32 protein-coding genes are annotated in these 26,781 nt (G+C 32.5%); 20 read left to right on the top strand and 12 right to left on the bottom strand.

What is annotated here, in order from left to right; translation table 11 throughout:
• Positions 1 to 72: 72 nt before the first annotated feature.
• Positions 73 to 948 (top strand): type IV pili methyl-accepting chemotaxis transducer N-terminal domain-containing protein, encoded by an 876-nt coding sequence (locus ACZIYX_RS08205; RefSeq protein WP_462681731.1) that lies wholly within the window; start codon positions 73 to 75, stop codon positions 946 to 948.
• 191 nt (positions 949 to 1,139) lie between these two features.
• Here the strand turns inward: ACZIYX_RS08205 and ACZIYX_RS08200 are convergent, their stop codons facing one another.
• Complete coding sequence (locus tag ACZIYX_RS08200; RefSeq protein WP_462681730.1) at positions 1,140 to 1,490, bottom strand: DUF6249 domain-containing protein; 351 nt, start codon at positions 1,488 to 1,490, stop codon at positions 1,140 to 1,142.
• Between the two features lie 97 nt (positions 1,491 to 1,587).
• Between ACZIYX_RS08200 and ACZIYX_RS08195 the strand changes: the two genes are divergently transcribed.
• Positions 1,588 to 2,226: an RNA polymerase sigma factor gene (locus ACZIYX_RS08195; RefSeq protein ID WP_462681729.1), complete on the top strand. Its 639-nt coding sequence runs from the start codon at positions 1,588 to 1,590 to the stop codon at positions 2,224 to 2,226.
• Positions 2,210 to 2,602: a hypothetical protein gene (locus tag ACZIYX_RS08190; RefSeq protein WP_462681728.1), complete on the top strand. Its 393-nt coding sequence runs from the start codon at positions 2,210 to 2,212 to the stop codon at positions 2,600 to 2,602. The genes ACZIYX_RS08195 and ACZIYX_RS08190 overlap by 17 nt, the downstream gene beginning before the upstream one ends.
• Positions 2,603 to 2,966: 364 nt before the next feature.
• Here ACZIYX_RS08190 and secA read toward each other — a convergent pair whose 3' ends face one another.
• From secA to ACZIYX_RS08175, 3 genes are all read right to left on the bottom strand, one after another.
• Positions 2,967 to 6,323 carry a preprotein translocase subunit SecA gene (secA, locus tag ACZIYX_RS08185; protein ID WP_462681727.1) on the bottom strand — a complete coding sequence of 1,119 codons (3,357 nt, stop codon included), beginning with the start codon at positions 6,321 to 6,323 and terminating at the stop codon, positions 2,967 to 2,969.
• A gap of 234 nt (positions 6,324 to 6,557) precedes the next feature.
• Positions 6,558 to 6,779 carry a DUF2795 domain-containing protein gene (locus tag ACZIYX_RS08180; RefSeq protein WP_006989959.1) on the bottom strand — a complete coding sequence of 74 codons (222 nt, stop codon included), beginning with the start codon at positions 6,777 to 6,779 and terminating at the stop codon, positions 6,558 to 6,560.
• A gap of 135 nt (positions 6,780 to 6,914) precedes the next feature.
• Complete coding sequence (locus tag ACZIYX_RS08175) at positions 6,915 to 7,490, bottom strand: cob(I)yrinic acid a,c-diamide adenosyltransferase (protein ID WP_462681726.1); 576 nt, start codon at positions 7,488 to 7,490, stop codon at positions 6,915 to 6,917.
• Positions 7,491 to 7,817: 327 nt separating this feature from the next.
• Between ACZIYX_RS08175 and recR the strand changes: the two genes are divergently transcribed.
• The 8 genes from recR to ACZIYX_RS08135 all read left to right on the top strand — a co-directional run bounded on the left by recR (position 7,818) and on the right by ACZIYX_RS08135 (position 14,671).
• A complete protein-coding gene (gene recR / locus ACZIYX_RS08170) occupies positions 7,818 to 8,438 on the top strand; it encodes a recombination mediator RecR (protein ID WP_462681725.1) in 621 nt (206 codons plus the stop codon).
• A gap of 245 nt (positions 8,439 to 8,683) precedes the next feature.
• On the top strand, positions 8,684 to 10,027 hold the full coding sequence (locus ACZIYX_RS08165; protein ID WP_462681724.1) for a dihydrolipoamide acetyltransferase family protein: 1,344 nt from the start codon (positions 8,684 to 8,686) through the stop codon (positions 10,025 to 10,027).
• Between the two features lie 373 nt (positions 10,028 to 10,400).
• Positions 10,401 to 11,069, top strand: a complete 669-nt coding sequence (locus ACZIYX_RS08160; RefSeq protein ID WP_462681723.1) for a porin family protein — start codon at positions 10,401 to 10,403, stop codon at positions 11,067 to 11,069.
• A gap of 34 nt (positions 11,070 to 11,103) precedes the next feature.
• A complete protein-coding gene (locus ACZIYX_RS08155; protein ID WP_462681722.1) occupies positions 11,104 to 12,078 on the top strand; it encodes a hypothetical protein in 975 nt (324 codons plus the stop codon).
• 116 nt (positions 12,079 to 12,194) lie between these two features.
• Positions 12,195 to 12,794, top strand: a complete 600-nt coding sequence (locus tag ACZIYX_RS08150) for a Crp/Fnr family transcriptional regulator (RefSeq protein WP_462681721.1) — start codon at positions 12,195 to 12,197, stop codon at positions 12,792 to 12,794.
• Positions 12,795 to 12,867: 73 nt separating this feature from the next.
• Positions 12,868 to 13,497 (top strand): NAD(P)H-dependent oxidoreductase, encoded by a 630-nt coding sequence (locus ACZIYX_RS08145; RefSeq protein ID WP_462681720.1) that lies wholly within the window; start codon positions 12,868 to 12,870, stop codon positions 13,495 to 13,497.
• Positions 13,494 to 13,943 (top strand): DMT family transporter, encoded by a 450-nt coding sequence (locus tag ACZIYX_RS08140; RefSeq protein WP_462681719.1) that lies wholly within the window; start codon positions 13,494 to 13,496, stop codon positions 13,941 to 13,943. The genes ACZIYX_RS08145 and ACZIYX_RS08140 overlap by 4 nt, the downstream gene beginning before the upstream one ends.
• Positions 13,940 to 14,671, top strand: a complete 732-nt coding sequence (locus tag ACZIYX_RS08135; protein ID WP_462681718.1) for a GNAT family N-acetyltransferase — start codon at positions 13,940 to 13,942, stop codon at positions 14,669 to 14,671. Before ACZIYX_RS08140 ends, ACZIYX_RS08135 begins: the two co-directional genes overlap by 4 nt.
• 7 nt (positions 14,672 to 14,678) lie before the next feature.
• Here the strand turns inward: ACZIYX_RS08135 and ACZIYX_RS08130 are convergent, their stop codons facing one another.
• From ACZIYX_RS08130 to ACZIYX_RS08100, 7 genes are all read right to left on the bottom strand, one after another.
• Positions 14,679 to 15,032 (bottom strand): hypothetical protein, encoded by a 354-nt coding sequence (locus ACZIYX_RS08130; protein ID WP_462681717.1) that lies wholly within the window; start codon positions 15,030 to 15,032, stop codon positions 14,679 to 14,681.
• Between the two features lie 67 nt (positions 15,033 to 15,099).
• On the bottom strand, positions 15,100 to 16,260 hold the full coding sequence (locus tag ACZIYX_RS08125) for a metal ABC transporter permease (RefSeq protein ID WP_462681716.1): 1,161 nt from the start codon (positions 16,258 to 16,260) through the stop codon (positions 15,100 to 15,102).
• Positions 16,253 to 17,383, bottom strand: coding sequence for a metal ABC transporter permease (locus ACZIYX_RS08120; protein WP_462681715.1), 1,131 nt, complete (start codon positions 17,381 to 17,383; stop codon positions 16,253 to 16,255). Before ACZIYX_RS08120 ends, ACZIYX_RS08125 begins: the two co-directional genes overlap by 8 nt.
• A gap of 98 nt (positions 17,384 to 17,481) precedes the next feature.
• Positions 17,482 to 17,862 carry a four helix bundle protein gene (locus ACZIYX_RS08115; RefSeq protein ID WP_462681714.1) on the bottom strand — a complete coding sequence of 127 codons (381 nt, stop codon included), beginning with the start codon at positions 17,860 to 17,862 and terminating at the stop codon, positions 17,482 to 17,484.
• An 84-nt stretch (positions 17,863 to 17,946) separates the two neighbouring features.
• Positions 17,947 to 18,687, bottom strand: a complete 741-nt coding sequence (locus ACZIYX_RS08110) for a metal ABC transporter ATP-binding protein (RefSeq protein ID WP_462681713.1) — start codon at positions 18,685 to 18,687, stop codon at positions 17,947 to 17,949.
• Between the two features lie 40 nt (positions 18,688 to 18,727).
• A complete protein-coding gene (locus ACZIYX_RS08105) occupies positions 18,728 to 19,645 on the bottom strand; it encodes a metal ABC transporter solute-binding protein, Zn/Mn family (protein WP_462681712.1) in 918 nt (305 codons plus the stop codon).
• 9 nt (positions 19,646 to 19,654) lie between these two features.
• Complete coding sequence (locus ACZIYX_RS08100; RefSeq protein ID WP_462681711.1) at positions 19,655 to 20,449, bottom strand: transporter; 795 nt, start codon at positions 20,447 to 20,449, stop codon at positions 19,655 to 19,657.
• A gap of 51 nt (positions 20,450 to 20,500) precedes the next feature.
• On the opposite strand from ACZIYX_RS08100, the gene ACZIYX_RS08095 reads away from it, so the two are divergent.
• The 5 genes from ACZIYX_RS08095 (at position 20,501) to ACZIYX_RS08075 (ending at position 24,268) form a co-directional block, all read left to right on the top strand.
• A complete protein-coding gene (locus ACZIYX_RS08095) occupies positions 20,501 to 21,187 on the top strand; it encodes a metal-dependent transcriptional regulator (RefSeq protein WP_462681710.1) in 687 nt (228 codons plus the stop codon).
• 81 nt (positions 21,188 to 21,268) lie between these two features.
• Positions 21,269 to 22,045 (top strand): 3'-5' exonuclease, encoded by a 777-nt coding sequence (locus ACZIYX_RS08090; protein ID WP_462681709.1) that lies wholly within the window; start codon positions 21,269 to 21,271, stop codon positions 22,043 to 22,045.
• Between the two features lie 26 nt (positions 22,046 to 22,071).
• Positions 22,072 to 22,683, top strand: coding sequence for a fumarylacetoacetate hydrolase family protein (locus tag ACZIYX_RS08085; RefSeq protein ID WP_462681708.1), 612 nt, complete (start codon positions 22,072 to 22,074; stop codon positions 22,681 to 22,683).
• Entirely contained in the window at positions 22,684 to 23,022 is a 339-nt protein-coding gene (locus ACZIYX_RS08080; protein ID WP_462681707.1) for an Hpt domain-containing protein, read from the top strand.
• 4 nt (positions 23,023 to 23,026) lie between these two features.
• Positions 23,027 to 24,268, top strand: a complete 1,242-nt coding sequence (locus ACZIYX_RS08075; protein WP_462681706.1) for a competence/damage-inducible protein A — start codon at positions 23,027 to 23,029, stop codon at positions 24,266 to 24,268.
• 19 nt (positions 24,269 to 24,287) lie between these two features.
• On the opposite strand, the gene ACZIYX_RS08070 is transcribed toward ACZIYX_RS08075, so the two are convergent.
• The gene (locus tag ACZIYX_RS08070; RefSeq protein WP_462681705.1) at positions 24,288 to 24,689 is read right to left on the bottom strand and encodes a hypothetical protein; all 402 of its coding nucleotides are present in this window, start codon (positions 24,687 to 24,689) and stop codon (positions 24,288 to 24,290) included.
• A 334-nt stretch (positions 24,690 to 25,023) separates the two neighbouring features.
• On the opposite strand from ACZIYX_RS08070, the gene rpmB reads away from it, so the two are divergent.
• The 4 genes from rpmB (at position 25,024) to ftsY (ending at position 26,708) form a co-directional block, all read left to right on the top strand.
• Positions 25,024 to 25,263 carry a 50S ribosomal protein L28 gene (gene rpmB, locus ACZIYX_RS08065; RefSeq protein ID WP_462681704.1) on the top strand — a complete coding sequence of 80 codons (240 nt, stop codon included), beginning with the start codon at positions 25,024 to 25,026 and terminating at the stop codon, positions 25,261 to 25,263.
• A gap of 25 nt (positions 25,264 to 25,288) precedes the next feature.
• Positions 25,289 to 25,471 carry a 50S ribosomal protein L33 gene (rpmG, locus tag ACZIYX_RS08060; protein ID WP_462681703.1) on the top strand — a complete coding sequence of 61 codons (183 nt, stop codon included), beginning with the start codon at positions 25,289 to 25,291 and terminating at the stop codon, positions 25,469 to 25,471.
• Between the two features lie 6 nt (positions 25,472 to 25,477).
• Positions 25,478 to 25,630 carry a DUF4295 domain-containing protein gene (locus tag ACZIYX_RS08055; protein WP_462681702.1) on the top strand — a complete coding sequence of 51 codons (153 nt, stop codon included), beginning with the start codon at positions 25,478 to 25,480 and terminating at the stop codon, positions 25,628 to 25,630.
• 124 nt (positions 25,631 to 25,754) lie between these two features.
• A complete protein-coding gene (gene ftsY / locus ACZIYX_RS08050; protein WP_462681701.1) occupies positions 25,755 to 26,708 on the top strand; it encodes a signal recognition particle-docking protein FtsY in 954 nt (317 codons plus the stop codon).
• The last annotated feature ends 73 nt before the right edge of the window (positions 26,709 to 26,781 follow it).

The raw sequence follows: 26,781 nt of genomic DNA, 5'->3' as shown, positions 1-26,781 counted from the left end.
CAATAGCTGATAGTGTTTTTATAATCTCAAATCTATAGAAAAACCAGTGTAACTTTAATAAAACCTATATAAATGAAAAATAAAATGCATAAGAGTAAAATATTGTTAGTGATTTTTACGATTGGATTAGCGTGTTCTGTATCTAATAATATTTATGCCCAGCAAAGCGAAAAATATGGATCGTTGTCGTTTAAAAATGCAATAAATGTTTCTGGTAAACAACGTATGTTTACCCAAAAGATATCTAAAGCATATTTATATTTATTAAATAATGCCAACGATGCACAGGCTAAAAAGGATTTAGCGTCCAGTCAAATAATTTTTGAAGAGCAAAATAGAATCCTTATTCAGAACAGCAAATTTGTAGAAACAAATAATAACCTAAAAATAGTTAATGAGCTATGGAAAAATTTCAAAGACATAGTCGAAACTCAACCAAATTATGATAATGCAAAAAAACTTATAGATACAAACACAGATCTTCTTAAAGCTACCAACGCGGTAGTAGAATCTATTATTTCTGAGTCAAAAAAATCTATTCAGGATATTCAAAGCACTTTGGGTGAATCAAGTATTAATGTAGAGGATCAGTTAGAATTAGAAAGTATAATCAATATATCAGGAAGACAGCGAATGTTGTCACAAAGATTGGCTTTTTACTATTTTGCAAATAGAGTTGAGCTTAAAAATAAAAATTCTGCTCAAATGCTTAACAATGTTTTTCATGAACTGGATGGGGCGCTTAATAAACTATTGGTGTTTAAATTTAATACCCCACAAATTGACGAAAAAATCGGGCTTGCATTTTCTATATGGAATAAAATTAAAAAGGATACATCTAAATTAATGGAACAGAAATTTGAAGAGAAGGAGATGTATGAAATAAGCAATGAGTTGACCAAGGTATTCAATGAAATAACATTATTGTATGAAAAAGTTAATGTCTGAGAACAAGTAATGTTTTACAGTTTTGATCCCCCATCAAAAGTTTAATTTCTCAGGCTTGCCTCAAAAACAAAATATATTTTCATAAACATATTTTTTGACCCTGCTTTGAGGTTTTTGTTTAAAACATAGTGTAATGATATAAAAATCCCCTGATTATTGCAATCAGGGGATTTTGTTGTTTTTAAAATATATTATTTATTATCCAGGTTTTTAGTCATATTAAAACCTGTAAATAACCCAATCCCAGCCATTAAGAAAATAGTACCCGGGTATGCAATATCTTCTTCAACCCCAAGAGTATAGTGAAGAATCCCTGCTATAAAAATCCCTGTCCCTATCCCCATTAACAACAAGGAAATATTTAATATAAAAACCTTCCATATTGGAGTTATTTTTCGGTTTTTATTGCTGTAAAATATAGAAGCATCTGCTCCTTTTTCTATTAATGCCATACGTTCTTTATTTCTGGAAGAAATAAATAAATAATAAATTCCAAAAAATACTCCAAAAATTGCTGGTATTATAATTACTTCTGATCCCATTTTTTTTAGTTTAAAAGGTTATTACTGTTCGTTTTTTAATTAAGACGGCTATGTTTTTTGATTGGTTACAAAAAGTGTAAAAAATAACTTTTAAATTTTGAGCATAACTTTTGTAACCAAAACCTCTGTTATATCGTCCAATATAATAATGAACCATCCATCAGATCAATATTGCATAAATCAAGTTCTTGAAGGGCATGTAAATGCTTTTTCAACCTTGGTAGAGCGCTATCAGGGAGTAGTGTATACAGTAGTGTATCGTATGGTTAAAAATAAAGAACAAGCCGAAGAAATTGCTCAGGACAGTTTTGTTAAGGCGTTTGAATCTTTGAGGTCATATAGGGGGGATGCTAAATTTTCTACCTGGTTATATACAATCGCATACCGTAAAAGTTTGGATGCAATTAAAGCAAACAGAAGAATAAAAACATCAGAGTTTATAGAAGAAATAAAAGAAACAGAAATTGGTAGGGTAGAGGATGCTTTAAGTTATTTGCAAGCCAGGGAAAGGAAAGAAATTATATCCAATAGTATTGTTAAATTACCTGAAGATGAGGCAGCTATTGTGACATTGTATTATTTTGAAGAAAAAAGCATAAAAGAAATTGCAGAAATTGCAGGAATGTCTGCAGATAATGTAAAAATTAAATTATATCGAAGCAGAAAAAAACTATATTCGATACTTAAACATCATGTTTCTACAGAAATAGGTAACAATAATGGAAGAGAAATTTAAAAATATAAAGTATTTGGTGAAAGAGGCAGGTATAGACACTCCTTCTGCAAACTTTTTGGATAAGGTGATGCACGGTGTTGAAAATACCAGAAGTTACAAACAAAAAGCGTATGAACCATTAATATCGGGTAATTTGTGGGTTGTGATTATGTCACTATTGATTTGTTTGGTGTGTTTAGCTTTGTTTTTACCAGATACAGAAAAATCTGTTTTTTCAAAAATTAACTTTTCGATATTAAACAATATAAAAATAGACAATCCTTTTGTGAATTTTAAATTTTACAAAGCGACTTTGTATGGTGTTATATTTCTTGCAATTTTATTTTTGATCCAACTACCTTTTTTAAAAAGAAGAATAGATGAAAATTTTTCCTAATACGATTAAAGATTTATACCAATTTGATTTTTTAATTAACCATAGTCTTTCGATAAACTCAGGGTAAGCTGTTGTATATCAATCTATTTATGGTGTTTTAAGTCTCATCACGAAGCTCTATAGCATAATCCGGATTTAATCATAAAATGCCACATCCAAACTTATTTATTTTTCATCTGTTCTTCAGTAAAAAAAAACATAACCGCTCGGCTCCTTCTTTTTTATTTATAAATCTTTTATGCCATTTCATATTAATTTAGCTATACTTGACCTGGAAGCTAAACAGGTATTGTTAATTTTGCCAGAAAACAAAAAAAAACCTGAGAACTATAAGTTCTCAGGTTTTTTGTAAAAAAAGTATTTTCTATTCGTTCACAATCACCCATTCTCCTTTTTCAATAAAAGGTATGGCTTGTTTGTATTTTACTGTTTTATTTTCACCGCTCATTATATGCTTGATGGTTACTTTATCATTGCGCCCAATTTTTGGTTGTTCACGTACAATTGTTTCGGTGATTTGAGGTTGCCCTTGTGTTTGACCAGCAGCTCTGTTTTGTGCCGCACGCTCATCCATATTAGGTATTTCTTCTTTAGAAGTTTCTAACCTCTCTTTTCTTTGTACTTGTCTAGCTTCAGATATATCTTGAGTATTACCAGTTGGTAGTTCTCCTTTAAATAAAAAGGATATAACATCTTTGTTTACTTCTTCGATCATTGCTTTAAAAAGCTCAAAAGCCTCAAACTTGTAGATCAACAATGGATCTTTTTGTTCATGTACAGCTAGCTGTACACTTTGCTTTAGTTCGTCCATTTTACGAAGATGCGTTTTCCATGCATCATCAATAATGGCCAGAGTAATATTTTTTTCAAAATCAGTAATTAATTGCTTTCCTTCAGATTCATAAGCTTTTTGTAAATCGGTAGCGACATTTATGCTTTTCACACCATCTGTAAATGGTACTAAAATCCTTTCGTATTTACTAGCAGGATCTTCGAATACTTGCTTGATTACAGGATAGGCAGCCTCTGCATTGCGTTTCATTTTGTTCTGATAGTGCTCGTAAGCAACCTTGTATACTTGTCTTGCAATTTTTTGAGAATCCATTTTTTCAAATTCTGTTTCAGAAACAGGACTACTCATAGAAAAGTATCTAATCAGTTCAAACTCAAAGTTTTTGTAATCTTGGGTAGCTTTATTGCCTTCGGTAACTACCTCGATAGTATCATAGATCATATTGGCAATATCTACCCGAAGACGTTCTCCAAACAATGCATGATAACGACGTTTGTACACTACCTCTCTTTGCGCATTCATAACATCGTCATACTCCAGCAATCGTTTACGAACCCCAAAGTTATTTTCCTCTACTTTTTTCTGGGCTCTTTCAATAGATTTAGAGATCATAGAATGTTGAATTACTTCTCCTTCTTTTAATCCCATTCTATCCATCATTTTTGCAATACGTTCAGAACCAAATAAGCGCATCAAATTGTCTTCTAAAGAGACATAAAACTGAGAACTTCCCGGATCTCCTTGACGACCGGCACGACCACGTAATTGTCTGTCAACACGACGAGAATCGTGACGTTCTGTACCTACAATAGCAAGACCACCTGCAGCTTTTACTTCTTCTGTTAGTTTAATATCTGTACCACGTCCTGCCATATTGGTAGCAATGGTAACTACTCCTGGTTTACCAGCTTCAGCCACAATATCGGCTTCTTTTTTATGTAGCTTGGCATTTAAGACGTTGTGAGGTACTTTTCGGATCGTTAACATTCTGCCTAGTAGTTCAGAGATTTCTACAGAGGTAGTACCAATAAGTACAGGTCTTCCTGCACGGGATAACTCTGTTACTTCTTCGATAACAGCATTATATTTTTCACGTTTGGTTTTATATACCAAATCTTCTTTGTCATGTCTGGAAATAGGTCTGTTGGTTGGTATTTCTACTACATCTAGTTTGTATATTTCCCAAAGCTCACCAGCTTCTGTTACGGCAGTACCTGTCATTCCGGATAATTTGCCGTACATACGAAAATAATTTTGAAGCGTTATTGTAGCAAAAGTCTGTGTAGCATCTTCAATCTTTACATTTTCTTTTGCTTCAATAGCTTGGTGCAATCCATCACTATATCGACGACCATCCATAATACGACCTGTCTGTTCGTCAACAATTTTTACCTTATTGTCCATTACCACATATTCCACATCCTTTTCAAATAAAGAGTATGCTTTAAGTAATTGCCTTAGGGTGTGGATACGTTCACTTTTTACACTATAGTCTCTAAACAGGTCTTCTTTTTGCTCTGCTTCTTCTTCTTTGGATAATCCTTGGTTTTCTATTTTGGCAATTTCCATTCCGATTTGTGGTAACACAAAAAAATCAGGATCATCTTTGCCAGAAATATATTCCACACCTTTATCAGTAAGGTCTATTTGATTATTTTTTTCTTCAATAACATAATACAAATCGGCATCTACCTTGTGCATTTCGCGGTTATTGTCCTGCATATAAAAGTTTTCTGTTTTTTGAAGCAAGAGCTTAACCCCTTCTTCACTTAAAAACTTTATTAATGCTTTGTTTTTAGGAATCCCCCGATATACTTGTAATAGTTTAAAACCACCTTCTTTGGTATCCCCTTCTTTGATTAATTTTTTAGCTTCGGCTAAAACAGTAGTAAGGTATTTTTGTTGTACAGATACTATATCTGCAATTTTTGGTTTTAACTCATCAAACTCATGGATATCTCCTTTTGGAATAGGGCCAGAAATAATCAATGGTGTACGGGCATCATCGATTAATACAGAGTCGACCTCATCTATAATAGCATAGTTGTGTGGTCGTTGTACCAAATCTTCAGGAGCATGAGACATATTGTCCCTTAAGTAATCAAAGCCAAACTCATTGTTAGTACCATAAGTAATATCTGCATTGTATGCAGCTCTTCTTTCTATAGAGTTAGGCCTGTGATTATCGATACAATCCACAGTAAGACCATGAAATTGAAAAATAGGAGCCATCCACTCGCTATCACGACGAGCAAGATAATCGTTTACAGTTACTAAGTGAACACCATTACCAGATAAAGCATTAAGATATACAGGAAGTGTTGCAACCAGGGTTTTACCCTCACCCGTTTGCATTTCTGCTACTTTTCCTTCATGTAATGTAATACCACCAACTAATTGCACATCATAATGAACCATGTCCCATTTAACTTCTTTACCAGCAGCATCCCAACTTGTGGACCAAATGGCTTTCTCTCCATTAAGAGTGATATGTTCTCTGGTGCCAGAAAGTTCACGATCATAAGCAGAAGCAGTAACCTCTATAGTATCATTATTTGCAAAACGTTTTGCAGTTTCTTTTACTACAGCAAAAGCCTCTGGAAGTATATCGTTTAAAGCTTTTTCTGTTGCTTCGTAGGCTTCTTCTTTCAACGCATCTATTTGTGAATAGATATCTTCTTTTTTATCAATATCTTCTTCGTTGTTAGCCTCTTGCTTAAGTGTTTCGATTTTGGTATTTATCTCTGCACGTGCTTCGTTTATCCTGTTTTTGAACTCGGTAGTTTTGGCTCTAAGTTCATCATGAGAAATACCTTCAAGTGTTTTCTCCGCTTTTTTGATCAATTCAATCTTTGGTTGAACTTCTTTTATGTCTTTTTTGGATTTATCTCCAACAAATACTTTTAATACAGAATCTAAAATTCCCATAATTTATGGTTGTGTGTTTAGTTAGGTTTAATTTCAAAAACAAAATTAACCGGTCTTTTGCCTGCACAAGATAACCATCAAATCAGGTTCTTGGTTTATACGAGAACCTGATTCGTTATCACAGCCTAACATGATCGTTATACAATGTTTTATGTGCTATTTACGGCACATAAAATTGGCGTAATTTACGCAAAAAAAAAGCCTCTTTCGAGACTTTTAATACTATTTGGTTTTTTAATATTCATCCTCATTCCAAAGATAATCTTCATCTGTAGGATAATCCGGCCATATTTCCTCAATAGAGTCATATGAATCTCCTTCATCTTCAATAGATTGTAGGTTTTCTACAACCTCTAAAGGTGCTCCAGTACGAATTGCATAATCAATTAATTCGTCTTTTGTAGCTGGCCAAGGCGCATCGCTTAAGTAAGATGCTAATTCTAAAGTCCAATACATATATTTACTGGTTTTGTTTTTTGCAAAAATAATTTTTTAGTTTAAAAAGTCAAGTAAAAAATTAATTATTTAAACAATAATTATAAGAACGTGAATTTTTAAGGTTTTTTATACCGATTTTTAAGCAGTTAAACCTTAAGTGTTTTTTTTAGGAATCCACTCAATTTCTTCTGCCTTTAAATCGTGAGACAACTTTCGTGCCAGTACAAAAAGATAGTCAGATAGTCTGTTTAAGTACTGTAATGTTTTTTCTTCAAAAGGAGCTATTTCATACAAAGCAGTAGATAAACGTTCAGCTCTTCGGCATACACAGCGGGCAATATGACAAAATGACACGGCTTGATGTCCTCCTGGCAATACAAAATGTGTCATTGGTGGCAAAGATTCATTCATTCTATCTATTTCTTTTTCTAATAACTCAATATCTTCTATAGAAATTGTAGGGATATTTAATCTTTTTTGCCCATTCTTTAAAATAGCCTTTTCAGGATCTGTAGCCAAAACAGCCCCAACTGTAAAAAGCCCGTTTTGTATATTAATTAAAACCGCTTTGCTAAGGTTATCAATTTTTTGATCTCTAATAAGCCCTATGTGCGAATTTAGCTCATCAACAGTACCATAACTATCTATTCTGATATGATGTTTAGGTACTCTAGTGCCACCAAATAGTGCAGTAGTTCCTTTGTCTCCAGTTTTTGTATATATCTTCATTATTGCTATTTTTTTTTCTTTAAATAGTTTTTCCTGAAATTTCGGGTATCCCGATTATACAACTTATTTTTATTTCGTTTAGTATTCCAGGATACCGTAGCAAAAAGGATTGCAATGGCAATTACCATAAAAATAAGTTGAGTTTCTTCTGAAAGGCTATCAAACATTACTTTGCTTTTGAAGTAAAAGTAATAAAATAGTAGAGAGTTTTGAAAGGAATACTGTTTAAGAGGATATAAATAGGGGAGACTTATTCAGGTTGTCGTATTGTTTTTAAGAAAACACAAGGTGTTTAAACAATCAAAAATATAGTACATTTGTTGCGTTATGGAATTTTCTTCAAAATTATTAGAAAATGCTGTTTATGAAATGTCTCAGTTACCGGGGATAGGAAAACGAACAGCACTGCGATTAGTATTACATTTACTAAGACAACCAGAAGCTCAAACGCAACATTTGGTCAATGCGTTAGGAACATTGCGTAAAGAAATCAAGTTTTGTAAAGTTTGCCATAATATTAGTGATATGGATACTTGTGAGATTTGTAGTAATCCAATTCGAAACCGTAAAATTATTTGTGTTGTAGAAGATATTAGGGATGTAATGGCAATAGAAAGCACCGGGCAATACAGGGGATTATATCATGTGTTAGGAGGGAAAATAAGCCCATTGGATGGTGTTGGGCCACAAGAGTTATATATTAATTCTTTGATTGAAAAGGCTAAATCTGGTACTGTCGAAGAGTTAATATTTGCACTAAGTGCAACTATGGAAGGAGACACCACTAATTTTTATATATACAAACAATTAGAAGGGGTGGATATAAAAACTTCTACTATTGCAAGAGGTATTGGTGTTAATGATGAACTTGAATATGCAGATGAGGTTACTTTGGGTAGAAGCATACTTAATAGGATTCCTTTTGTAAATGCGTTGAGAAATTCATGAAACCTGATAGGTTGTGTTTAAAAAATATGGAATTTCCAAATCTATAGTTTACTTTTTTATGAAGGAAAAGGTATTTTTGTAGAGAAGATACTGCCTTTAAAAAAGGAAGGACTAGGAGAATAAAAAAAAGATTTAATATTGAAAATCATTTTTTGAACAAAAATAATAGGAAAAAAATAATGGTTGAGTTGAATTTTGATTAAATTCGCAAAAACTATAACTAATAAACACTTTTAATTACGGATATGGCAAAATTTGAGCTTAAACTTCCAAAAATGGGTGAGAGTGTTGCAGAAGCAACAATAACAACTTGGTTAAAAGAAGTTGGAGATACTATTGAATTAGATGATGCAGTCGTTGAAATTGCAACAGATAAGGTAGATAGTGAAGTACCCAGTGAGGTAGAAGGTGTACTTATAGAAAAACTTTTTGAAGTAGATGATGTAGTGCAGGTAGGTCAGGTTATTGCTATAATAGAAACCGAAGGTGAGGGTGGAGCAGAGGTAACTGCTCAAGAAACTATTACAAAAGTAGAAGATACTCCAAAAGAAGCAGTTGCAATAGAAACTGCAATCGTTAAAACAACAGAAGAAGTTACAGGAGGTAAAGTTGATTTTTCTGAAAGTAACAAATTCTACTCTCCGTTAGTAAAAAATATCGCAGCTACAGAAGGTGTTTCTTTACCAGAACTAGAAGCTATTTCCGGAACTGGTAAAGATGGACGGGTTACTAAAAATGATATTTTACAGTTTGTAGAGGAGCGTAAAAATGGTAAAGTAGGATCTCAATCAACAGTGCAAATAGCTAAAACAGAACAACAACCAGTATCTGTTGTTAAAAAACCAGAAGCTACTAAAGCTACACCAATAGCAGCATCGGGAGAAGATGAAATTATAGAAATGACCAGAATGGGTAAGCTTATTGCGCATCACATGGTAGAATCTGTACAAACTTCGGCTCATGTACAATCTTTTATTGAAGCAGATGTAACCAATATCTGGAACTGGAGAAAAAAAGTAAAAGATGGGTTTATGAAGAGAGAGGGCGAAAACCTTACGTTTACTCCGATATTTATGGAGGCAGTTGCAAAAGCTCTTAAAGATTTTCCAATGATGAATATCTCTGTTTCTGGAGACACTATAATTAAAAAGAAAAACATAAATCTTGGTATGGCAGCAGCCTTGCCAGATGGTAATTTAATCGTTCCTGTAATTAAAAACGCAGATCAATTAAACCTGGTTGGGATGACCAAAGCAGTAAATGATCTTGCTAACAGAGCACGTACCAAAGCTTTAAAACCAGATGATACCCAAGGAGGAACCTATACGGTAACCAATGTAGGTACGTTTGGTAGTATAATGGGAACACCAATTATTAATCAACCACAAGTAGGTATTTTGGCTTTGGGAGCAATTAGAAAAGTGCCCGCAGTTATAGAAACTCCCGAAGGAGATTTTATAGGGATTCGATATAAAATGTTCTTATCGCACTCGTATGACCATAGAGTAGTAAACGGAGCTTTAGGAGGACAGTTTGTACAACGTGTAAAAGATTATTTAGAGGCTTGGGATGCGAATAGAGAATTCTAGTTTTATACTACAAGCATGCATAGCTAGACAATGAGTCTTGTAAAGAGATTTTTGAAAAATGCATTAAAAAACCATGATATTAATATCATGGTTTTTTAATACAATACAACGATCGATTCCCTATTTTTGGACTTTAGAAAAATAAAAACTTTGTAAATAGGGGTAACATTATCATTTGTCAAGACATATATAGAAGTGATTTAAACTTTTTTGGTTCTAGCGAAAAATAGATATTTTTTGATCAATTAACGCGTTTTTTGCACTTCATAGCAGTGCTACGAAGTAAGAAAAAGGCAAAAATTGAGTGAAAAAGAGCATTTTTATAGCGAATTGAAAAAAGTTTAAATCACTTCATAATTAAATAACAAAAAAAATGAAAAAATTGGGAAAACGAAATTTATTACTCGGATTGATATTTACAGTATTGATAGGTTCTGTTAATGCACAAGAAACTAGTTACGAATTAGGATTGAAAGGAGGAGCAAATTATGCTAAATATACTCCAGATATAAGTGTTGCAGGAATTAATATTGCTGAATTTAGAAGGAAACTTGGTTTTTATTTTGGTGGATTTGTAAACATTACGCTTAATGAAAAGGTGAAAGTTCAACCTGAAATACTTTTCGGATTACAGGGAGGTAAAATTTTAATGGAAGGTTTTGAATTAAGAAACGGTCCAAATGAACCAACAGTTACAGGGGGTGTTAGGGCTAACGTAAGTGAATATACAATCGTAGTTCCCATCACATTACAATATTTCTTTACAGACGATTTTTATATAGAGGGAGGGCCACAATTTGGATATATAATCAATCGTAAACAAAAAATTAAAGAAAACATCTTTGAGCAGTTGGAGGGGTTTAATAATATTTCTCTTTTGCCTTCTAAATACGATAAATTTGATTTAGGATTAACATTAGGTTTGGGCTATAAATTATCCGACAATTTTGGAATTAATGGTAGGTATTTCTTTGGTTTAATTGAAAGAGATGATTTAATAAAAACATCGGTTTATAATCTTGGAATTGAGTATATATTGTAATGTCAAGACATATTAACTAAATAAAAAACAAAAAATGAAAAAAACAACAACACTTATAGTCTTGTTAGGAATTACTTTTTTTATACAAGCACAACAAAAAGTTAAGCTAGAGGATAATAGTAATGCTAATGATTTTTACTATAATAATGGTAATGTTGGAATAGGAACAGTTGACCCACAGGCTAAATTACAAGTTCTAAATGGAAATATACTTGTTGGAAAATCAGATCATGGAGGAGGGGAAATCAATTTTGGAAATCCAAATCATGGAATCAAAAGAGAAGGTAATGAGGTAAGTTTATTTACAGCTGGAGGTAGTGAAAGTGGGATTTCTTTTGCTCAAAAAACATGGACGGGAGATTCTTATAATGGTTGGAAAGTAAATATGAAAATAACAGATGTTGGTAATGTTGGAATAGGAACAGTTGACCCACAGGCTAAATTACAAGTTCTAAATGGAAATATACTTGTTGGAAAATCAGATCATGGAGGAGGGGAAATCAATTTTGGAAATCCAAATCATGGAATCAAAAGAGAAGGTAATGAGGTAAGTTTATTTACAGCTGGAGGTAGTGAAAGTGGGATTTCTTTTGTTCAAAAAACATGGACAGGAGACTCTTATAATGGTTGGAAAGTAAATATGAAAATAACAGATAATGGCAACGTAGGAATAGGAACTACAACTCCGGATATGAAACTTACGGTAAAAGGGAGTATTCATGCCGAAGAAGTAAAAATAGATCTTAGTGTACCTGCTCCGGATTATGTTTTTGCAAAAGATTATAATCTTAAAAGTATAGCCGAGGTAGAAAAATATATTTTAAAAAACAGCCACCTTCCTGAAATTCCATCTGCAAAAGAATTTGCAGAAAACGGGGTACTACTTGCAGAAATGAATATGAGCCTTCTTAAAAAGATCGAAGAATTAACATTGTATACCATTCAACAGCAAAAAGAAATTGAAGAGTTAAAATCTATGATGGCAAAATTGCTTACATCTAAAAAGTAAAAAAAGAGCACTTGTGTCAGAACCATAAAACCACAATACCAAAACAGTATTGTGGTTTTATGGTTTCAGATTTATGTTTATTTAAAAAAAAAAAAACAATACTACACAAGATCAGAATGGAGATTGATAAAGAAAAATATATAGATAAACTAAAATCAAAATTGGATAGTTATTCCCCAATAACCAACGATTCTTGGCAGCAGATACAATCTGTTATCACATTTAAGATTTTAAATAAAGAAGAGGTTCTGTTAAGAAATGGAGAAATAGCAAAAAATGTATATTTTGTTTGTAAAGGAGCATTAAGGGCTTATTTTACCAATGATGGTGGTGATGTGTACACTAAAAATATTTTCTTCGAAAATGATTTGGCAGGATCTACCGTTTCAAGCCTTTTACATACGCCTTCTACATTTACTTTGGAAGCACTAGAAAAATCGTTGTTAATAAGTATCAATTACAAAAAATATAGAGAACTTATTTTTAAACATGAAGATTTAAAAAATTTCTATGTAGCATATTTAGAGAAAAATTGGGTGATAGAAAAGGAGCAAATAGAGGTTTCTATAATAATGGAAAACGCAACCAAAAGGTATGTGAAATTACTAAATCAACACCCAGATATAGATCAAAGAATACCACAAATGTATATTGCCTCTCATCTGGGTATTACACCCACCCAACTAAGTAGAATAAGAAAAGAATTAAAAAAATAGTGTAGAATCAACATATGTAAATGTGCACCCTATTTCTTGGATTTATTTTAGCAATAAATCTTAAAAGAAAATTATGAGTGTATTAGAAAATCTAAAATGGCGTTACGCTACAAAAATTTTTGACCCTTCAAGAAAAATTACAGATCACAGTTTAGATATTTTAAAAGAAAGTATACAATTATCTGTTTCTTCATTTGGGCTTCAGTTATATAAAGTATTATTTATTAAAAACAAAGAGTTAAGAGAAGAGTTAAAAAAATTCTCATGGCAGCAAAATCAAATAACAGATGCTTCTTATATTGTTGTTTTTTGTAATTATATTGAAAAAAATGAAGAATATATTGATGAATATACAGCTTTAAGATCATACACAGAGCAGAGTAGTACAGAAGATTTAAAAGGGTATGGTGATTTTATAAAGACTAAAATAAGAGAAAAGTCTATAAAAGAATACCAACATTGGACAGCCTTACAAACATACATAGCTCTTGGTAACTTGTTATATAGTTGTGCAGAACTAAAAATTGATGCTTGCCCAATGGAAGGTTTTATTTCAGAAAAATATAATGATATCTTGAAGCTTTCTCAACAAGGTCTTAATGCATCTGTGATTGCTGCCATTGGGTATCGTTCTGATAAAGATAAAACCCAATATCTTCCAAAAACCAGAAAGCCAATCCATAAATTATTCGAAGAAATATGAACGCATACATGTTATCTATAATCGCATTTTTTGGAGGAGTATTTCTGGCTGCCCAAGGTGGTTTGAATGCTTATTTGGGAGTATTGTTAAAAAGCCCATTATTAGCATCTATAGTAGCTTTTGTGAGTAGTCTGGTTTTTGCATTTATATTTATTGCTTTTACAACCAAAAGTGTTCCAAGTTTAGTGGAGATAAAGGAAATCCCGATATATCTATGGTTTACTGGCGGACTTTGCAGTGTAATAGGAGTTAGCTTATACTATTATACGATTCCAAAATTAGGAATAGCAACAATGATTTCGCTGGGCTTATCCGGGCAACTGATTTTTTCGATTATAGCGGGGCAGTTTGGATGGTTAAATTTACCAACCGAACCGATAACAATAAAAAAAATAGCAGGTGTTATTACAATGCTTATAGGAATATTATTAATTAATTTAAAATGAAAGAAATACCTAGTGTTATAAATGACAATATCAAAAATCTAACCTCTTTATGGAAAACAGTAGGTATTCCTTTGGATTCTTATATTAAAACTCCAGAATTTGAATATTGTAAAATAAAAGATAGTGATTGGCCTAATAGATTATGGTTTACTAAGGATGTGAAGCAAAAAGATATAGATCTGGTTAAAGAAATAGTAAAATCTGGTAACCTAACTATTCCATATTGGAATACTAAAAGTAAAAATGAAGATGCTCTTTTTTTGAAAAATGATTTTGAGTTGAAGTTTAAGCAAGTAGCTATGTATCTTAAACCAAAAGTATGTTTTGAAATAGAAAATGAGATAGAAATAAAAAGGATTTATAAAAAGTCCGAAATGAAGCTATGGGTAGATTTGTATCCGAAGTCTTTTAGTTATAAAATATCAGAAAGTATATTAGTAAATACAAATAAAGATATTCATTATTATTTAGTATATCGTAATAATAGACCTATAGGAACAGCAATATTATTTCAAACTAATAATATTGTTGGTGTGCATGGCGTAGGGGTTGTTCCTGAAATGAGGAAAAGAGGTTTTGCAGCACAAATAATGAAATCATTAATAAATGTAGCGATTATAAATAACATGGATTATGTGATGCTACAGGCATCCGATATGGGTAGGAATGTATATGCAAAATTAGGTTTTAAAGAGCTATTTGAGATAAAAAATTATGTTGCCAGATAGTTTTGATTTAAAGACTATCTCTTTTTTTTAATCTTTTGCCGGGATCCATCTCAATAGCCTGTAAGGTGTCATTAACAATTAAGGTATGGGTGTAATAAGATTCTGTATCTGTTAACGGAATTAATATTAACATCTGTACCTTACTTTTTGGAGGGATTTTTTTAAGGATAGGTCGCTGTGCACTCCTTCTGTATCCGGTAGGGTTTACTTTTAAAAAAACACTTTTGTCTTCGTTAGTATCATTTTTAACATAAAGAATAGTTCGCTTTTTTTGCTTTTCTTCTACCAAACTCACAAGCTTATCCTGAGCAGAAATGGTAAAAGAAAAAAAGAGTGTAAATACAGGTACTAATATTTTCATATAACCAAAGATATGAATTATAGATTAGTTGAAAGTTTTTTTGTTATTGTAATTAGCATGAAATAAGCTAGCCTCTAAACAAGAAAAACCGATCCTTCATGTTTTCGATTTCAGAATTTTTATTATCTACAATATAATCAATAGCCTCTGTAGTAAAAGTTTCTCCTTTTTTGGTAAGAGTAACAATATCTTTATGAATAGTAATCATATTATTTTTTAGAGCAAGATCTAAAACAGATTTAGACTGTACTTTTTGCCAATTAATATGTTCGTTTAAATGTTTTACATGTCGTTCTTCTTCTTCCTGATGGTTTCCTAAATGTAAAAGAAACGTAAGCAGAGAAACTTCGATACGTTGCTGTTTTTGCCTATATAAAACAGAAAATAATCCTTTGCTAGGTGCAAATAAGTATACTAATAAGAAAATTAGCCCCAATACAGTGGTCATCGATCCAGAAATAGAAGTATCTAGAGCATGTGCAAGCCAATACCCCAGGATGGCGCTACTTACTCCAAAAAGAACCGAAAGTAATAACATTTTTTTTAAGTCATTAGTTAATAAATATGCAGTGGCAGCCGGAGCGATCATTAAGGCTATTACTAAAATGGCACCTACGGCATCAAAAGCACCAACCGTGGTGATCGATGAAATTGTCATTAAACCATAATGCATAATTACTGGGGATAACCCCATGGCTGAAGCTAATCCAGCATCAAATGTACTTACTTTTAATTCTTTAAAAAAAGCGAGTAATAATCCAAGGGTAATTAATACGATAGTACCAATAATCCATAAGGATTTAGGCCCTGCATCTACTCCTGCAATGGTAAGCCTGTCAAAAGGAGCAAAAGCAAGTTCTCCTAATAGTACGGCATCTATATCCAAATGTACATCATTTGCATTTTGAGCAATTAGAATAACTCCTATACTAAACAATGCAGGAAAAACAAGACCAATTGCAGTGTCTTCTTTAACCAAGCCTGTTTTTTGAATAAACTCTACTAATACAACAGTTATTACCCCGCTAATTGCAGCCAGAATAATAAGCAAAGGAGAGGATAAATCTTGTGTGATAAAAAAGCCTATTACTATTCCTGGTAGTATAGAGTGGCTTATTGCATCTGTAATTAATGCCATTTTCCGTAATACCAAAAATACTCCTGGTATAGCACAGGCTATAGCAACCATGCTGGCAATTAACTGTATTTCTATCTGTGCACTACTCATTGTCGTCCTTTGTTAATTGGTTATATAAGTTAGAAGCTGTATGAAATCCGGATTCGGTCATAGACCACATAGTGCCTTCAATCGTTACATAGTTTTTGTCTTCTAGTTCTTGCAATGATTTTTTGGTAAACCCTTGAAAATTATTTAGTATTTTGATTTCATGAGGGTGGCTAATATTCTCGTGGGTACGAGCAATGTCATACATAAAGGATAGTGTTTTATGTAGTTGAAGATCGTTTCTGTTTTTTCTAAAACGTATTTCTCTAAATAATAATCCTCTTCCTGGTGAAAATATAAAAGAGAATAATACAAAAACCCCTGCTACTAATACAATAACAGGTCCTGTAGATAAATTGTTGTGACTAGCACTGATAGCGGTTCCTAAAACGCCCGAAGATGCACCAAAAATTGCAGCAATAACAACCATGGTAGCAAGATTATTTGTCCATTGCCTTGCAGCAGCAGCAGGAGCTAATAGCATAGCACTCATTAATACAACACCTACAGTTTGCAGCCCCAATACAATTGCGATTACAATAAACGAGGTGATAAGAATATCTAAGAACCTGGTATTGAATCCTAATGTTTTAGTGTAATCAGCATCGAATAATAATAATTTCAATTCTTTCCAGAATAATAACAATATGATTAAGCTTATTGCTGTAATGATAACCATTAACCAGACATCACTTTCTAAAAGCGTTGCTGCTTGTCCAAAAAGATAGCTCTCCAGACCGGCTTGGTTTGCATTTGGCATTTTTTGAATGTAAGTGAGTAACAACATTCCAAAACCAAAAAATAAAGACAAGATCAATCCTAATGCGGTATCTGATTTAAGATGTGTTTTGCTGGTAATACCACGAATCCAAAAAGTGCCGATTAGCCCACTAATTAATGCCCCTAGTAAAAAGACAGAACTGTTTTTGGTCTCTATTATCAAAAAGGCAATAGCAATACCGGGTAATGCAGCATGAGAGATTGCGTCGCCCAATAAGCTTTGTTTGCGTAAAACAGCAAAACTACCTAACATACCGCAAATTGCACCTAGTACAGCGGTTCCTAATGTAATGGTACGCAGAGTGTAATCGGTAAAAACAAGTTCTAAGTATTCTTTTAAGTTCATTGTTGTTAATAGTAGTTAGTTTTTTAGAGATTAGTTTTAGTTAGTGAAATAGTAAATAGAGATTATCTTTTAGTAGTTAGTAAAATAATAAATAATGGTTAGTAGTTAGTTTTCTTTTTATTTTTTAAATGTTTTTGTAAACTGGTTATCATTTTTGAAAGTTCAGCTAATTTAATTCTGGTGTTTTTGTTTTGACCATCAGAAATATATTTTCTTCTTGTGGCTATTGTTGAACATACTACACATTCTCTAGTAGAATCCAGCGCTATTTGAAGATATCGGTTAAATTGAGCATCAGAAGCTCCGGCTCCTTCAGAAATATTTAAAGCAATAGAATTTGCAGCTCGGATGTATTGGGATACAAGAATATATGTTTCCATTTTCGGAAATTTGCCACAAGTATCATATACTAAATCAACAAAATCAAGAGATTTTTGATATACTATTAAATCTTCAAAATTAAATTTTACTTCTTGCATACCATATTTTATAACTTATTTCTACTCCCTAAAAAAAAACTATCCCACTATCTACTAAAAAACTACCCGCTAAAAGACTAACTGCTATTGTTGTACACTTACTTTATAGTTAATCCCGTATGTTTTGGTTAAATTATCATCATTAAAAATATCTTTAACAGGGCCAGTTGCAATTTTTTTTACGTTTAAAAACGTTACCCAATCAAAATACTCAGGTACAGTTTGTAAATCATGATGCACAACAATTACTGTTTTTCCTGCTTTTCTAAGTTCTTTTAAGATATTGATAATTGCTTTTTCAGTAGTAGCGTCTACTCCTTGAAAAGGTTCATCCATAAAATAGATAGCGGCATTTTGTACTAAAGCTCTGGCTAAAAAGATACGTTGTTGTTGCCCTCCGGAAAGTTGGCTGATTTGCCTGTTTTTAAAAGCGAGCATTCCTACTTTTTCTAGTGCTTCAAGCGATGCTTTTTTTTCCTTTTGCCCAGGTCTTTTTATCCAACCTAAGCTACCATAAGTACCCATCATTACTACGTCTAAAGCTGTTGTAGGAAAATCCCAGTCTACACTTCCTTTTTGAGGTACATAAGCTACTAAAGAGCGTTGTTTTTTATAAGGTTTGCCATAAATCTCTACGCTTCCGGCAATAGGTTTTATGATATCCAAAATTGATTTTATAAGAGTGGATTTTCCGGCTCCGTTTGGTCCTACAATTGCCATTAAAACCCCTTCTGGGATAGCAAGGTCAATATCCCATAATACAGGTTTATAATTGTATGCTACAGTTAAATCATCTATCTGAACTGCAATTTTTTGTTCTTCCATAATAAAATCATTTGTTTAATACTGTGTACAGGTTCAAGTATTATTTTAGAGCATTTATGATAGTGTTTACATTATAATCAAACATACCAATATAAGTACCTTCGTTTGTATTGGCGTTTCCAAGAGCGTCAGAAAATAGAGTTCCACCTATATTTACCTTATGACCTTTAGATTCTACAGCAGCTTGTAAAGCTTCTATCGTTCTTTTAGGGACAGAACTCTCTACAAAAATAGCCTTGATCTCTTTTTCTATAATAAATTTAGCTAGTTTTTGTACATCTTGTACCCCGGCTTCAGTAGCTGTAGATAATCCTTGCAGACCAACCACGTTAAAATCATAAGTTTTTCCAAAATAACTAAAAGCATCATGCGCAGTAACCAAAATTCGTTTTTCTTTAGGTAAAGTAGCTATTTTGCTTTTTAATTTATGATCTAATGCTTCTAATTTTGCTAAATATTCTTTTCCGTTAGCTTCAAAAGCTTTGATGTTTTTGGGATCTGCTTCTATAAGTTTTTTTATAACAAAAGCAGTGATAGTTTTCCAGTTTTCGACGCTAAACCATATATGAGGGTCATAATTAGAAGCAAAATAATCAGAACCGATCAAGGTGTTTTTTTCTAAACTTTCCCCAATTGCTATAGTTTTGATGTTTTGATGTCCCATTTTTTCAAAAACTTCTACAAGTTTGCCTTCCAGATGCAAACCATTGTAAAAAATAACATCAGCATTCACTAATTTAGATACATCCCCCTCACTGGCCTTGTATAGATGGGGATCTACACCACTACCCATTAATCCGTTAATTTCGATTAGATTGCCACCAATATTTTTTACAAGATCTGTAATCATAGAAGTAGTAGTAACTACATTAAGTTTTTTATTTTCATTTTTGCCTTCTTTTTTACAAGAAGCAAAAAAGAAAGTGAATGCCAGTATTATTAAAAATTGTTTTTTCATCTCTTGGTTTTAATTAGGTAAACGTACACTTAATCCTGCACTTAATAATAAATTTTGTCCTTTTGAAATTCCTGTGCCAACTGTAGCATCCAGTTGAACAGAGTTGCTTAATAAATAAGTAATGCCGGCATCCCAAAAATGGTTTGCTGTATTATTTTCAGGAAGATTTCCGTATAGCTCGGCATAAACGCTTAGTTTTTTTATAATACTATACCCATAAGATAATGTGTATATATATGATACCTCAGAAGAATCGTCCCCCCAGGAAGCTCCTAAGTTATAGGATAAACCAGATTTATTGGTTAATGTATGCGCAAATGAAAACCTAAAATCAGCACCAGTAGTTTGGGGTTTAAAATCGTTTCCGGCAATAAATGGCAAGTATAAGTGTGCCAGAAACCCTATTTCAGGTAATATACCTTTTTCTTCTGTGACGGCTAATTTGGCCCCTACCAATAAAGGAGATAATCCAGTGGCTACATTGTCAAGTTTTACTCCGTTATTTTCGGTTTTAACTTCTGAAAAATCCCATCCTACTCTTATTTCCAAATTGTTCAATAATCCGTAACGTAATAGAGTAGTATTAAAAGTAGTAGTTTTTTGTTTTAAAACTTTTTCTCCGGCATCTTCATACAAACCTCCGGTTTCAATTTGTAAATATCCTTTAGGGACTACAGAGGGGGACTCGGTCTGATCGGGTCTGTCGGTAACCAGAGTTTCCGGAGTTGTTTTTTTTTGAGAAAAAGCAGCGTTGAAAATTAGGCCCACAAAAAAAGTAAGAGATATGTTTTTATAAAATTGCATTAGGTTTAGTATTTTTGTTTTATTAATGACGCAAAACTAAAAAAGTTAGGCATGACTAACAAATTAAATTCGAATAATTTAACAAAAAGTGAAGAAGATTACTTAAAAGCTTTATTTCAGTTGCTTGTAGAAGGCAAATCTGCAAAGGTGGGGAATAATCAATTAGCAGAATACCTTAAAGTTTCTCCTGCATCAACAAACAACATGATAAAAAAGCTAAAAACAAAAAAATATGTAGTTAGCGAAAAGTATGGCAAGTTGGATTTGACAAAAGAGGGAGAGTATGTTGCTGTAAGATTAATCAGGAAACATAGATTGTGGGAGACCTTTTTGTATAATTATTTAAACTTTACATGGGATGAGGTTCATGATGTAGCAGAACAATTAGAACATATTAAATCTCAAAAACTAATAAATGAATTAGATAGATTTATGGGTTTTCCTGAAAAAGATCCTCATGGAGAAATGATTCCCAATGCAGATGGAGAATACTCTGTTTTACCAAAAATTATGCTTTCTTCTTTGTCTGAAGGAGATGTTTGCAGGTTAGTTGCAGTAGATGATGGCTCTGTTCCCTTTTTAAAATATGTTTCAGAAATAGGCTTGGCATTGAGCAGCGAAATAAAAATATTAGAAATAAGAGAGTTTGATAAATCTATTCGTATTCAGTTTGGGGAAACGACAGAAACAATAACAAGAAAATTTGCAGATAACGTGTTCGTTAAGAAGGTAGTATAGTTTTTGCAAATGTTAAAATAGAGATTGTCTATAAGAATGTTAAATAATAGAAGTTATCTTTGAGTATCACACAATCAATTTATGGAGCTTAATTTAAAAAGACCGATATGTTTTTTTGATCTTGAAACTACCGGTGTAAACATTTCGAAAGATCGGATTGTAGAAATTTCTATTCTCAAAATATTTCCCAATGGTACTCAAGAGAGTAAAACATGGTTAGTTAACCCGGAAATGCCAATTCCGCCAGAAACTACTGCGGTGCATGGAATAGATGATGCTAAAGTAGCAAATGAACCTGTTTTTAAGATATTAGCAAGTAAAGTTAGCGAAATGATAAAAGGCTGTGATCTGGGAGGATTTAATTCTAACAGATTTGATATCCCTCTTTTGGCAGAAGAATTATTAAGGGCAGGACTGGATTTTGATATGAAAAATACAGTAGCGATAGATGTACAAACTATTTACCATAAAATGGAAAAGAGAACATTGTCTGCAGCATATAAATTTTACTGTGATAAGGATTTAACAGACGCACATTCTGCAGAAGCAGATACACTAGCTACTTACGAAGTTTTAAAAGCACAGTTGGATCGATATCCTGAATTAGAGAATGATGCTAAGTTTTTGGCAGAATTTAGTTCGAGAAAACAGTTTGCAGATTTTGCAGGTTTTATATCGTACAATCAAGATGGTAAAGAGGTTTTCTCCTTTGGGAAACATAAAGGTAAACTGGTAGAGCAAATTATGGAAGAAGAACCAGGATATTTTGGATGGATACAAAACGCAGATTTTCCTTTATATACCAAAAAAGTGCTTACAGCAATTAGATTACGTAAATTAAACAATAGCTTATTATAAGCATTTTTCTTACTATTTTTTTTACTATGAAACTTATTTGTATAGGCCGTAATTATACGGATCATATTGAAGAGTTAGAGAATGAAAAACCCAAAGACCCTGTGGTTTTTATAAAACCTGACACATCTGTACTACTTAAAAAACAACCTTTTTTTATTCCAGATTTCTCCAATGATATACATCACGAAGTAGAAATATTGATAAAAATTAATAAAGTAGGAAAACATATTGATCAAAGATTTGCCCATAAATATTATGATGAGGTAGGTTTGGGAATAGATTTTACCGCCAGAGACCTACAAACAAAACTTAAAGAAAAAGGACTGCCTTGGGAAAAAGCTAAAGCCTTTGATGGTGCAGCGGTAATAGGAAAATGGGTGTCTAAAGATACCTTTGAAAATATAGATGCTATTGATTTTCATTTAGAAAAAAATGGAAACATTGTTCAAAAAGGAAACACAAGCTTTATGTTATGGAAGATTAACGAATTAATAGAATATGTGTCAAAATATTTTACTTTAAAGATAGGAGATATTATATTTACAGGAACGCCAGCAGGAGTTGGGTCTGTTAAACCTGATGATATTTTGACAGGATATATAAAAAATCAGCAATTTTTTTCAATAAAAGTAAAATAGATGAGTAAAAGATATAGTCTAAAAAATGTAAATGAATTATCAGGAGGAGATGACGAATTTATAGCAGTATTAGTGCAAACTTTTTTAGAAGAAATACCACCAGATATAGATAGTATGGTGCAAGCCGTAAATTCAGGTAATCCGCAATTAGCATATCAATATGCCCATAAAATGAAGCCAAACCTTCAGTTGTTTGATATTGATCTTTTAACACAAATTAAACAAGTAGAATCTTGGTCAAAAACCAATAAATCCAAAGAGCAAATAATACCTGTTTTAGATCATATTGTGTCTGTTGTAAGCGGAGCTATTGAAGATCTTAAAGTTGACTTTAAGTAAAAGGATGTTAGCAGAAATTATTACTATCGGAGATGAAATATTGATAGGTCAAATTATCGATACGAACTCTGCTTTTATGGGTAAAGAACTTAATAAAATCGGGGTAGATGTATACCAAATTACATCCATTAAAGATGATAAACAACATATACTTAATGCTTTGGAAGAAGCTTCAAAAAGAGTAGATGTTGTGTTGATTACAGGAGGACTTGGTCCAACCAAAGATGATATCACCAAACATACTATTTGTGAGTATTTTAAAGATACCCTTGTTCAAAATAAACAGGTATTGGTACATATAGAAAAATTATTTGAAAAATATATTTCTACACCAATTTCAGAAATAAATAAACAACAGGCACTTGTGCCAAGTACCTGCACAGTGTTGATGAATCAACATGGGACAGCACCGGGTATGTGGTTAGAAAAAGAAAACACTGTTTTTATATCTATGCCAGGGGTTCCTTATGAAATGAAAGGGTTAATGAAAAATGAGGTGCTGCCAAGGATTCAAAATAGGTTTGACAGGCCTTATATTCTTCATAAAACCATACTTACCTATGGGATGGGAGAAAGTGCAATAGCAGAAAAAATAGAAAACTGGGAAGATAATTTACCGGCATATATTAAATTGGCATATTTGCCAAATTTAGGAAATGTAAGATTGCGTTTGTCTGCAAGAGGTAGGGATAACAAAATTTTGGAAGATACTATAGAGCGCGAAGTAATAAAACTAAAAGAAATTATAGGAGATGTTATTGTTGGTTATGAAGAAGATCAAACTATTGAGGTTAGAATAGGTGAGTTATTAACAAAAAAAGGAAAAACCCTTTCTGTAGCAGAAAGTTGCACAGGGGGTAAAATAGCAGAGTCTTTTATAACAAATGCAGGAGCCTCTTCTTATTTTATGGGAGGAATAGTAGCCTATGCTACACAGTCTAAGATAGATGTTTTGGGGGTAGACCCCAAAGTTATAAAATTATATACAGTAACTAGTGAAGAAGTAGCAAAAGCTATGGCTTTAAAAGCAAAAGAAAAGTTCGGGTCTGATTATGCAATAAGCACAACAGGAAATGCAGGGCCATCAAAAGGAGATGGGGATGTAGAGGCAGGAACCATTTTTATTGGGATCGCTACGCCAACAACTGTTTTTTCTAAAAAATATATATTCGGAAACCTTAGAGAACAAAATATAGGCAGAGCAGTTAATAAGTCTTTAGAGCTTTTGTTGGGCGAGCTGTTGTGATTTGTTTATTACCCGGGGGTTAGTCACGTATGATTAATTTTTCTGCCCATGCAATAGCTTCATCAAGGCTATGAAATATATTAGCAGGTTTGTTTAAGAAAGCTTGCTCCAGTTCGGCAATTTTGTTATTAATGGCGTTGTAGGTTACAACTGCATAGCCTTTTAAGTTAGGAAACAATTCTGTAGATTTAAAATGAGTCGTAGGCTCAAAAGAATAGGAGTGTACCCTGTTGGAAATATAGACAAAAGGAATTTTATTTCCATAGTACTCTTTGCCAAGTCTAAGTAATTCGGCAGCTTTCTCAAAGTTTACAACAACACCTTCTTTTATCTCGGTAATAATATAATTTTCGTAAAAGTAAACATCGCCAATATCTAGTTCATGCTTTTGGATAAGTTGTTTGTTGATTTTTGGTGACATAATTAATCAAAAGATGTAATTTCTAAATATACAATAATTAAATAATTAATATTTTATTTCAAAATTAAATAATAGCATATCATTGCAGAGGTTAGCTCTTTTATATCTTATATGGATTAAGTTAACAGCTTTGTATATGTGTAATTAACGACGATAATACAGGTGTGTTATAGTATTCTTGAGCTTCATTAAAACAATGATTTTTTCTTTTTTATTGTGCAATAAATGAAAAACTTTAAAAAGAAGAAAAAAATTAAGAAACTATTATTGGTTGTTCGGCAAATAATTCGTTAATTTGCACCCTGTTTTGAAATAATACCAAAATTAAGAAGAGATGTCAAGAGTTTGCGAGCTTACAGGTAAAAAAGCAATGGTAGGAAACAATGTTTCTCACGCGATGAATAAAACAAAACGTAAATTCAATGCGAATTTAATAAAAAAGCGTTTTTATATTCCAGAAGAAGATCGATGGATAACACTTAAAGTGTCTACCAGAGCATTAAAAAATATTAATAAGAATGGAATCTCAGCTGTTTTAAAAGAAGCTAGAGCTAACGGTTTCTTAAGTAAATAATCTTCTTTTTTAAAAGATACTTATAATGGCAAAGAAAGGTAACAGAGTACAAGTAATATTAGAATGTACAGAGCATAAAGCTTCTGGTCAACCAGGTACATCAAGATATATTACAACAAAAAATAAAAAGAACACTCCTGACAGGATAGAGATAAAGAAATTTAATCCTATTCTTAAGAAAATGACTGTTCATAAAGAAATTAAATAATTAGAGATGGCAAAGAAATCAGTAGCATCGTTACAGACAGGGTCAAAGAGGTTGACTAAAGCTATAAAAATGGTAAAATCTCCTAAAAGTGGAGCTTATACCTTTGTAGAATCTATTATGACGCCAGAGGCGGTTGATGATTTTTTTAACAAAAAATAATTACCGTACAAGATATTTTAAAAAGAAGCCGTTTCAATTGTATTGAAATGGCTCTTTCTTTTTATATTTAGATAATATACTAAATATTTTAGTTTTTTAATTTTTACCACATTCAAGGATACAAATGGGGCTTTTTAAAAAAATATTTTCTTCAGAGAAAAAAGAAACGCTTGATAAAGGACTAGAAAAATCTAAAACCAATTTTTTTTCTAAGTTAAGTAAAGCTGTAGCTGGAAAATCTAAAGTAGATGATGATGTTTTGGATGATCTGGAAGAAATTCTGGTCACAAGCGATGTTGGTGTAAAAACTACTATCAAGATAATTGAACGTATAGAAAATCGTGTAGCAAGAGACAAATATCTGGGAACAGATGAGCTGAACCAAATTTTGCGAGAGGAAATAGCCGGGTTGCTTTCTGAAACCAATGTAGGAGAAGCTACAGATTTTGAGATTCCTAAAGGTAAAAAACCATACGTGTTAATGGTTGTAGGAGTAAATGGAGTTGGTAAAACAACTACCATTGGTAAATTAGCATATCAATTAAAAAATAAAGGGTTAAATGTGGTTTTGGGAGCAGCAGATACCTTTAGGGCAGCAGCCATTGACCAATTGCAGGTTTGGGCTGATCGTGTCGGTGTGCCTATTGTTAAACAAGATATGGGTAGCGACCCTGCTTCTGTGGCTTTTGATACTTTACAATCCGGAGTAAATCAAAATGCAGATGTTATCATTATAGATACAGCAGGCAGATTGCACAACAAAGTTAATTTGATGAACGAATTGACCAAGGTGAAAAGAGTGATGCAAAAAGTGATAGGAGATGCACCGCATGATGTATTACTGGTTTTAGACGGTTCTACAGGTCAAAATGCTTTTGAGCAAGCAAAACAATTTACCGCAGCTACAGAAGTTACTTCATTGGCAGTGACAAAACTGGACGGAACAGCAAAAGGAGGTGTGGTAATCGGAATAAGTGACCAATTTAAAATCCCTGTAAAATATATAGGAGTAGGAGAAGGTATAGAAGATCTTCAGGTATTTAATAAATATGAATTTGTAGATTCATTTTTTAAATAAAAGACATATCTGTTACAGAATAGTTAAAAAAGGTATTGAGAGTCATTCTCAGTGCCTTTTTTTATACTTTACA

This window comes from Aquimarina sp., assembly GCF_977115655.1.
Note: the sequence above shows the minus strand (reverse complement) of the source record. Positions and strands in the feature narration are given on the sequence as shown.

Excerpts from the sequence above, each read along its gene's own strand:
- ACZIYX_RS08205 (WP_462681731.1), top strand. The coding sequence starts at position 73 with ATGAAAAATAAAATGCATAAGAGTAAAATATTGTTAGTGATTTTTACG.
- ACZIYX_RS08200 (WP_462681730.1), bottom strand. The coding sequence starts at position 1,490 with ATGGGATCAGAAGTAATTATAATACCAGCAATTTTTGGAGTATTTTTT.
- ACZIYX_RS08190 (WP_462681728.1), top strand. The coding sequence starts at position 2,210 with ATGGAAGAGAAATTTAAAAATATAAAGTATTTGGTGAAAGAGGCAGGT.
- secA (WP_462681727.1), bottom strand. The coding sequence starts at position 6,323 with ATGGGAATTTTAGATTCTGTATTAAAAGTATTTGTTGGAGATAAATCC.
- ACZIYX_RS08180 (WP_006989959.1), bottom strand. The coding sequence starts at position 6,779 with ATGTATTGGACTTTAGAATTAGCATCTTACTTAAGCGATGCGCCTTGG.
- ACZIYX_RS08175 (WP_462681726.1), bottom strand. The coding sequence starts at position 7,490 with ATGAAGATATATACAAAAACTGGAGACAAAGGAACTACTGCACTATTT.
- recR (WP_462681725.1), top strand. The coding sequence starts at position 7,818 with ATGGAATTTTCTTCAAAATTATTAGAAAATGCTGTTTATGAAATGTCT.
- ACZIYX_RS08165 (WP_462681724.1), top strand. The coding sequence starts at position 8,684 with ATGGCAAAATTTGAGCTTAAACTTCCAAAAATGGGTGAGAGTGTTGCA.
- ACZIYX_RS08160 (WP_462681723.1), top strand. The coding sequence starts at position 10,401 with ATGAAAAAATTGGGAAAACGAAATTTATTACTCGGATTGATATTTACA.
- ACZIYX_RS08155 (WP_462681722.1), top strand. The coding sequence starts at position 11,104 with ATGAAAAAAACAACAACACTTATAGTCTTGTTAGGAATTACTTTTTTT.
- ACZIYX_RS08150 (WP_462681721.1), top strand. The coding sequence starts at position 12,195 with ATGGAGATTGATAAAGAAAAATATATAGATAAACTAAAATCAAAATTG.
- ACZIYX_RS08145 (WP_462681720.1), top strand. The coding sequence starts at position 12,868 with ATGAGTGTATTAGAAAATCTAAAATGGCGTTACGCTACAAAAATTTTT.
- ACZIYX_RS08140 (WP_462681719.1), top strand. The coding sequence starts at position 13,494 with ATGAACGCATACATGTTATCTATAATCGCATTTTTTGGAGGAGTATTT.
- ACZIYX_RS08135 (WP_462681718.1), top strand. The coding sequence starts at position 13,940 with ATGAAAGAAATACCTAGTGTTATAAATGACAATATCAAAAATCTAACC.
- ACZIYX_RS08130 (WP_462681717.1), bottom strand. The coding sequence starts at position 15,032 with ATGAAAATATTAGTACCTGTATTTACACTCTTTTTTTCTTTTACCATT.
- ACZIYX_RS08125 (WP_462681716.1), bottom strand. The coding sequence starts at position 16,260 with ATGAGTAGTGCACAGATAGAAATACAGTTAATTGCCAGCATGGTTGCT.
- ACZIYX_RS08120 (WP_462681715.1), bottom strand. The coding sequence starts at position 17,383 with ATGAACTTAAAAGAATACTTAGAACTTGTTTTTACCGATTACACTCTG.
- ACZIYX_RS08115 (WP_462681714.1), bottom strand. The coding sequence starts at position 17,862 with ATGCAAGAAGTAAAATTTAATTTTGAAGATTTAATAGTATATCAAAAA.
- ACZIYX_RS08110 (WP_462681713.1), bottom strand. The coding sequence starts at position 18,687 with ATGGAAGAACAAAAAATTGCAGTTCAGATAGATGATTTAACTGTAGCA.
- ACZIYX_RS08105 (WP_462681712.1), bottom strand. The coding sequence starts at position 19,645 with ATGAAAAAACAATTTTTAATAATACTGGCATTCACTTTCTTTTTTGCT.
- ACZIYX_RS08100 (WP_462681711.1), bottom strand. The coding sequence starts at position 20,449 with ATGCAATTTTATAAAAACATATCTCTTACTTTTTTTGTGGGCCTAATT.
- ACZIYX_RS08095 (WP_462681710.1), top strand. The coding sequence starts at position 20,501 with ATGACTAACAAATTAAATTCGAATAATTTAACAAAAAGTGAAGAAGAT.
- ACZIYX_RS08090 (WP_462681709.1), top strand. The coding sequence starts at position 21,269 with ATGGAGCTTAATTTAAAAAGACCGATATGTTTTTTTGATCTTGAAACT.
- ACZIYX_RS08085 (WP_462681708.1), top strand. The coding sequence starts at position 22,072 with ATGAAACTTATTTGTATAGGCCGTAATTATACGGATCATATTGAAGAG.
- ACZIYX_RS08080 (WP_462681707.1), top strand. The coding sequence starts at position 22,684 with ATGAGTAAAAGATATAGTCTAAAAAATGTAAATGAATTATCAGGAGGA.
- ACZIYX_RS08075 (WP_462681706.1), top strand. The coding sequence starts at position 23,027 with ATGTTAGCAGAAATTATTACTATCGGAGATGAAATATTGATAGGTCAA.
- ACZIYX_RS08070 (WP_462681705.1), bottom strand. The coding sequence starts at position 24,689 with ATGTCACCAAAAATCAACAAACAACTTATCCAAAAGCATGAACTAGAT.
- rpmB (WP_462681704.1), top strand. The coding sequence starts at position 25,024 with ATGTCAAGAGTTTGCGAGCTTACAGGTAAAAAAGCAATGGTAGGAAAC.
- rpmG (WP_462681703.1), top strand. The coding sequence starts at position 25,289 with ATGGCAAAGAAAGGTAACAGAGTACAAGTAATATTAGAATGTACAGAG.
- ACZIYX_RS08055 (WP_462681702.1), top strand. The coding sequence starts at position 25,478 with ATGGCAAAGAAATCAGTAGCATCGTTACAGACAGGGTCAAAGAGGTTG.
- ftsY (WP_462681701.1), top strand. The coding sequence starts at position 25,755 with ATGGGGCTTTTTAAAAAAATATTTTCTTCAGAGAAAAAAGAAACGCTT.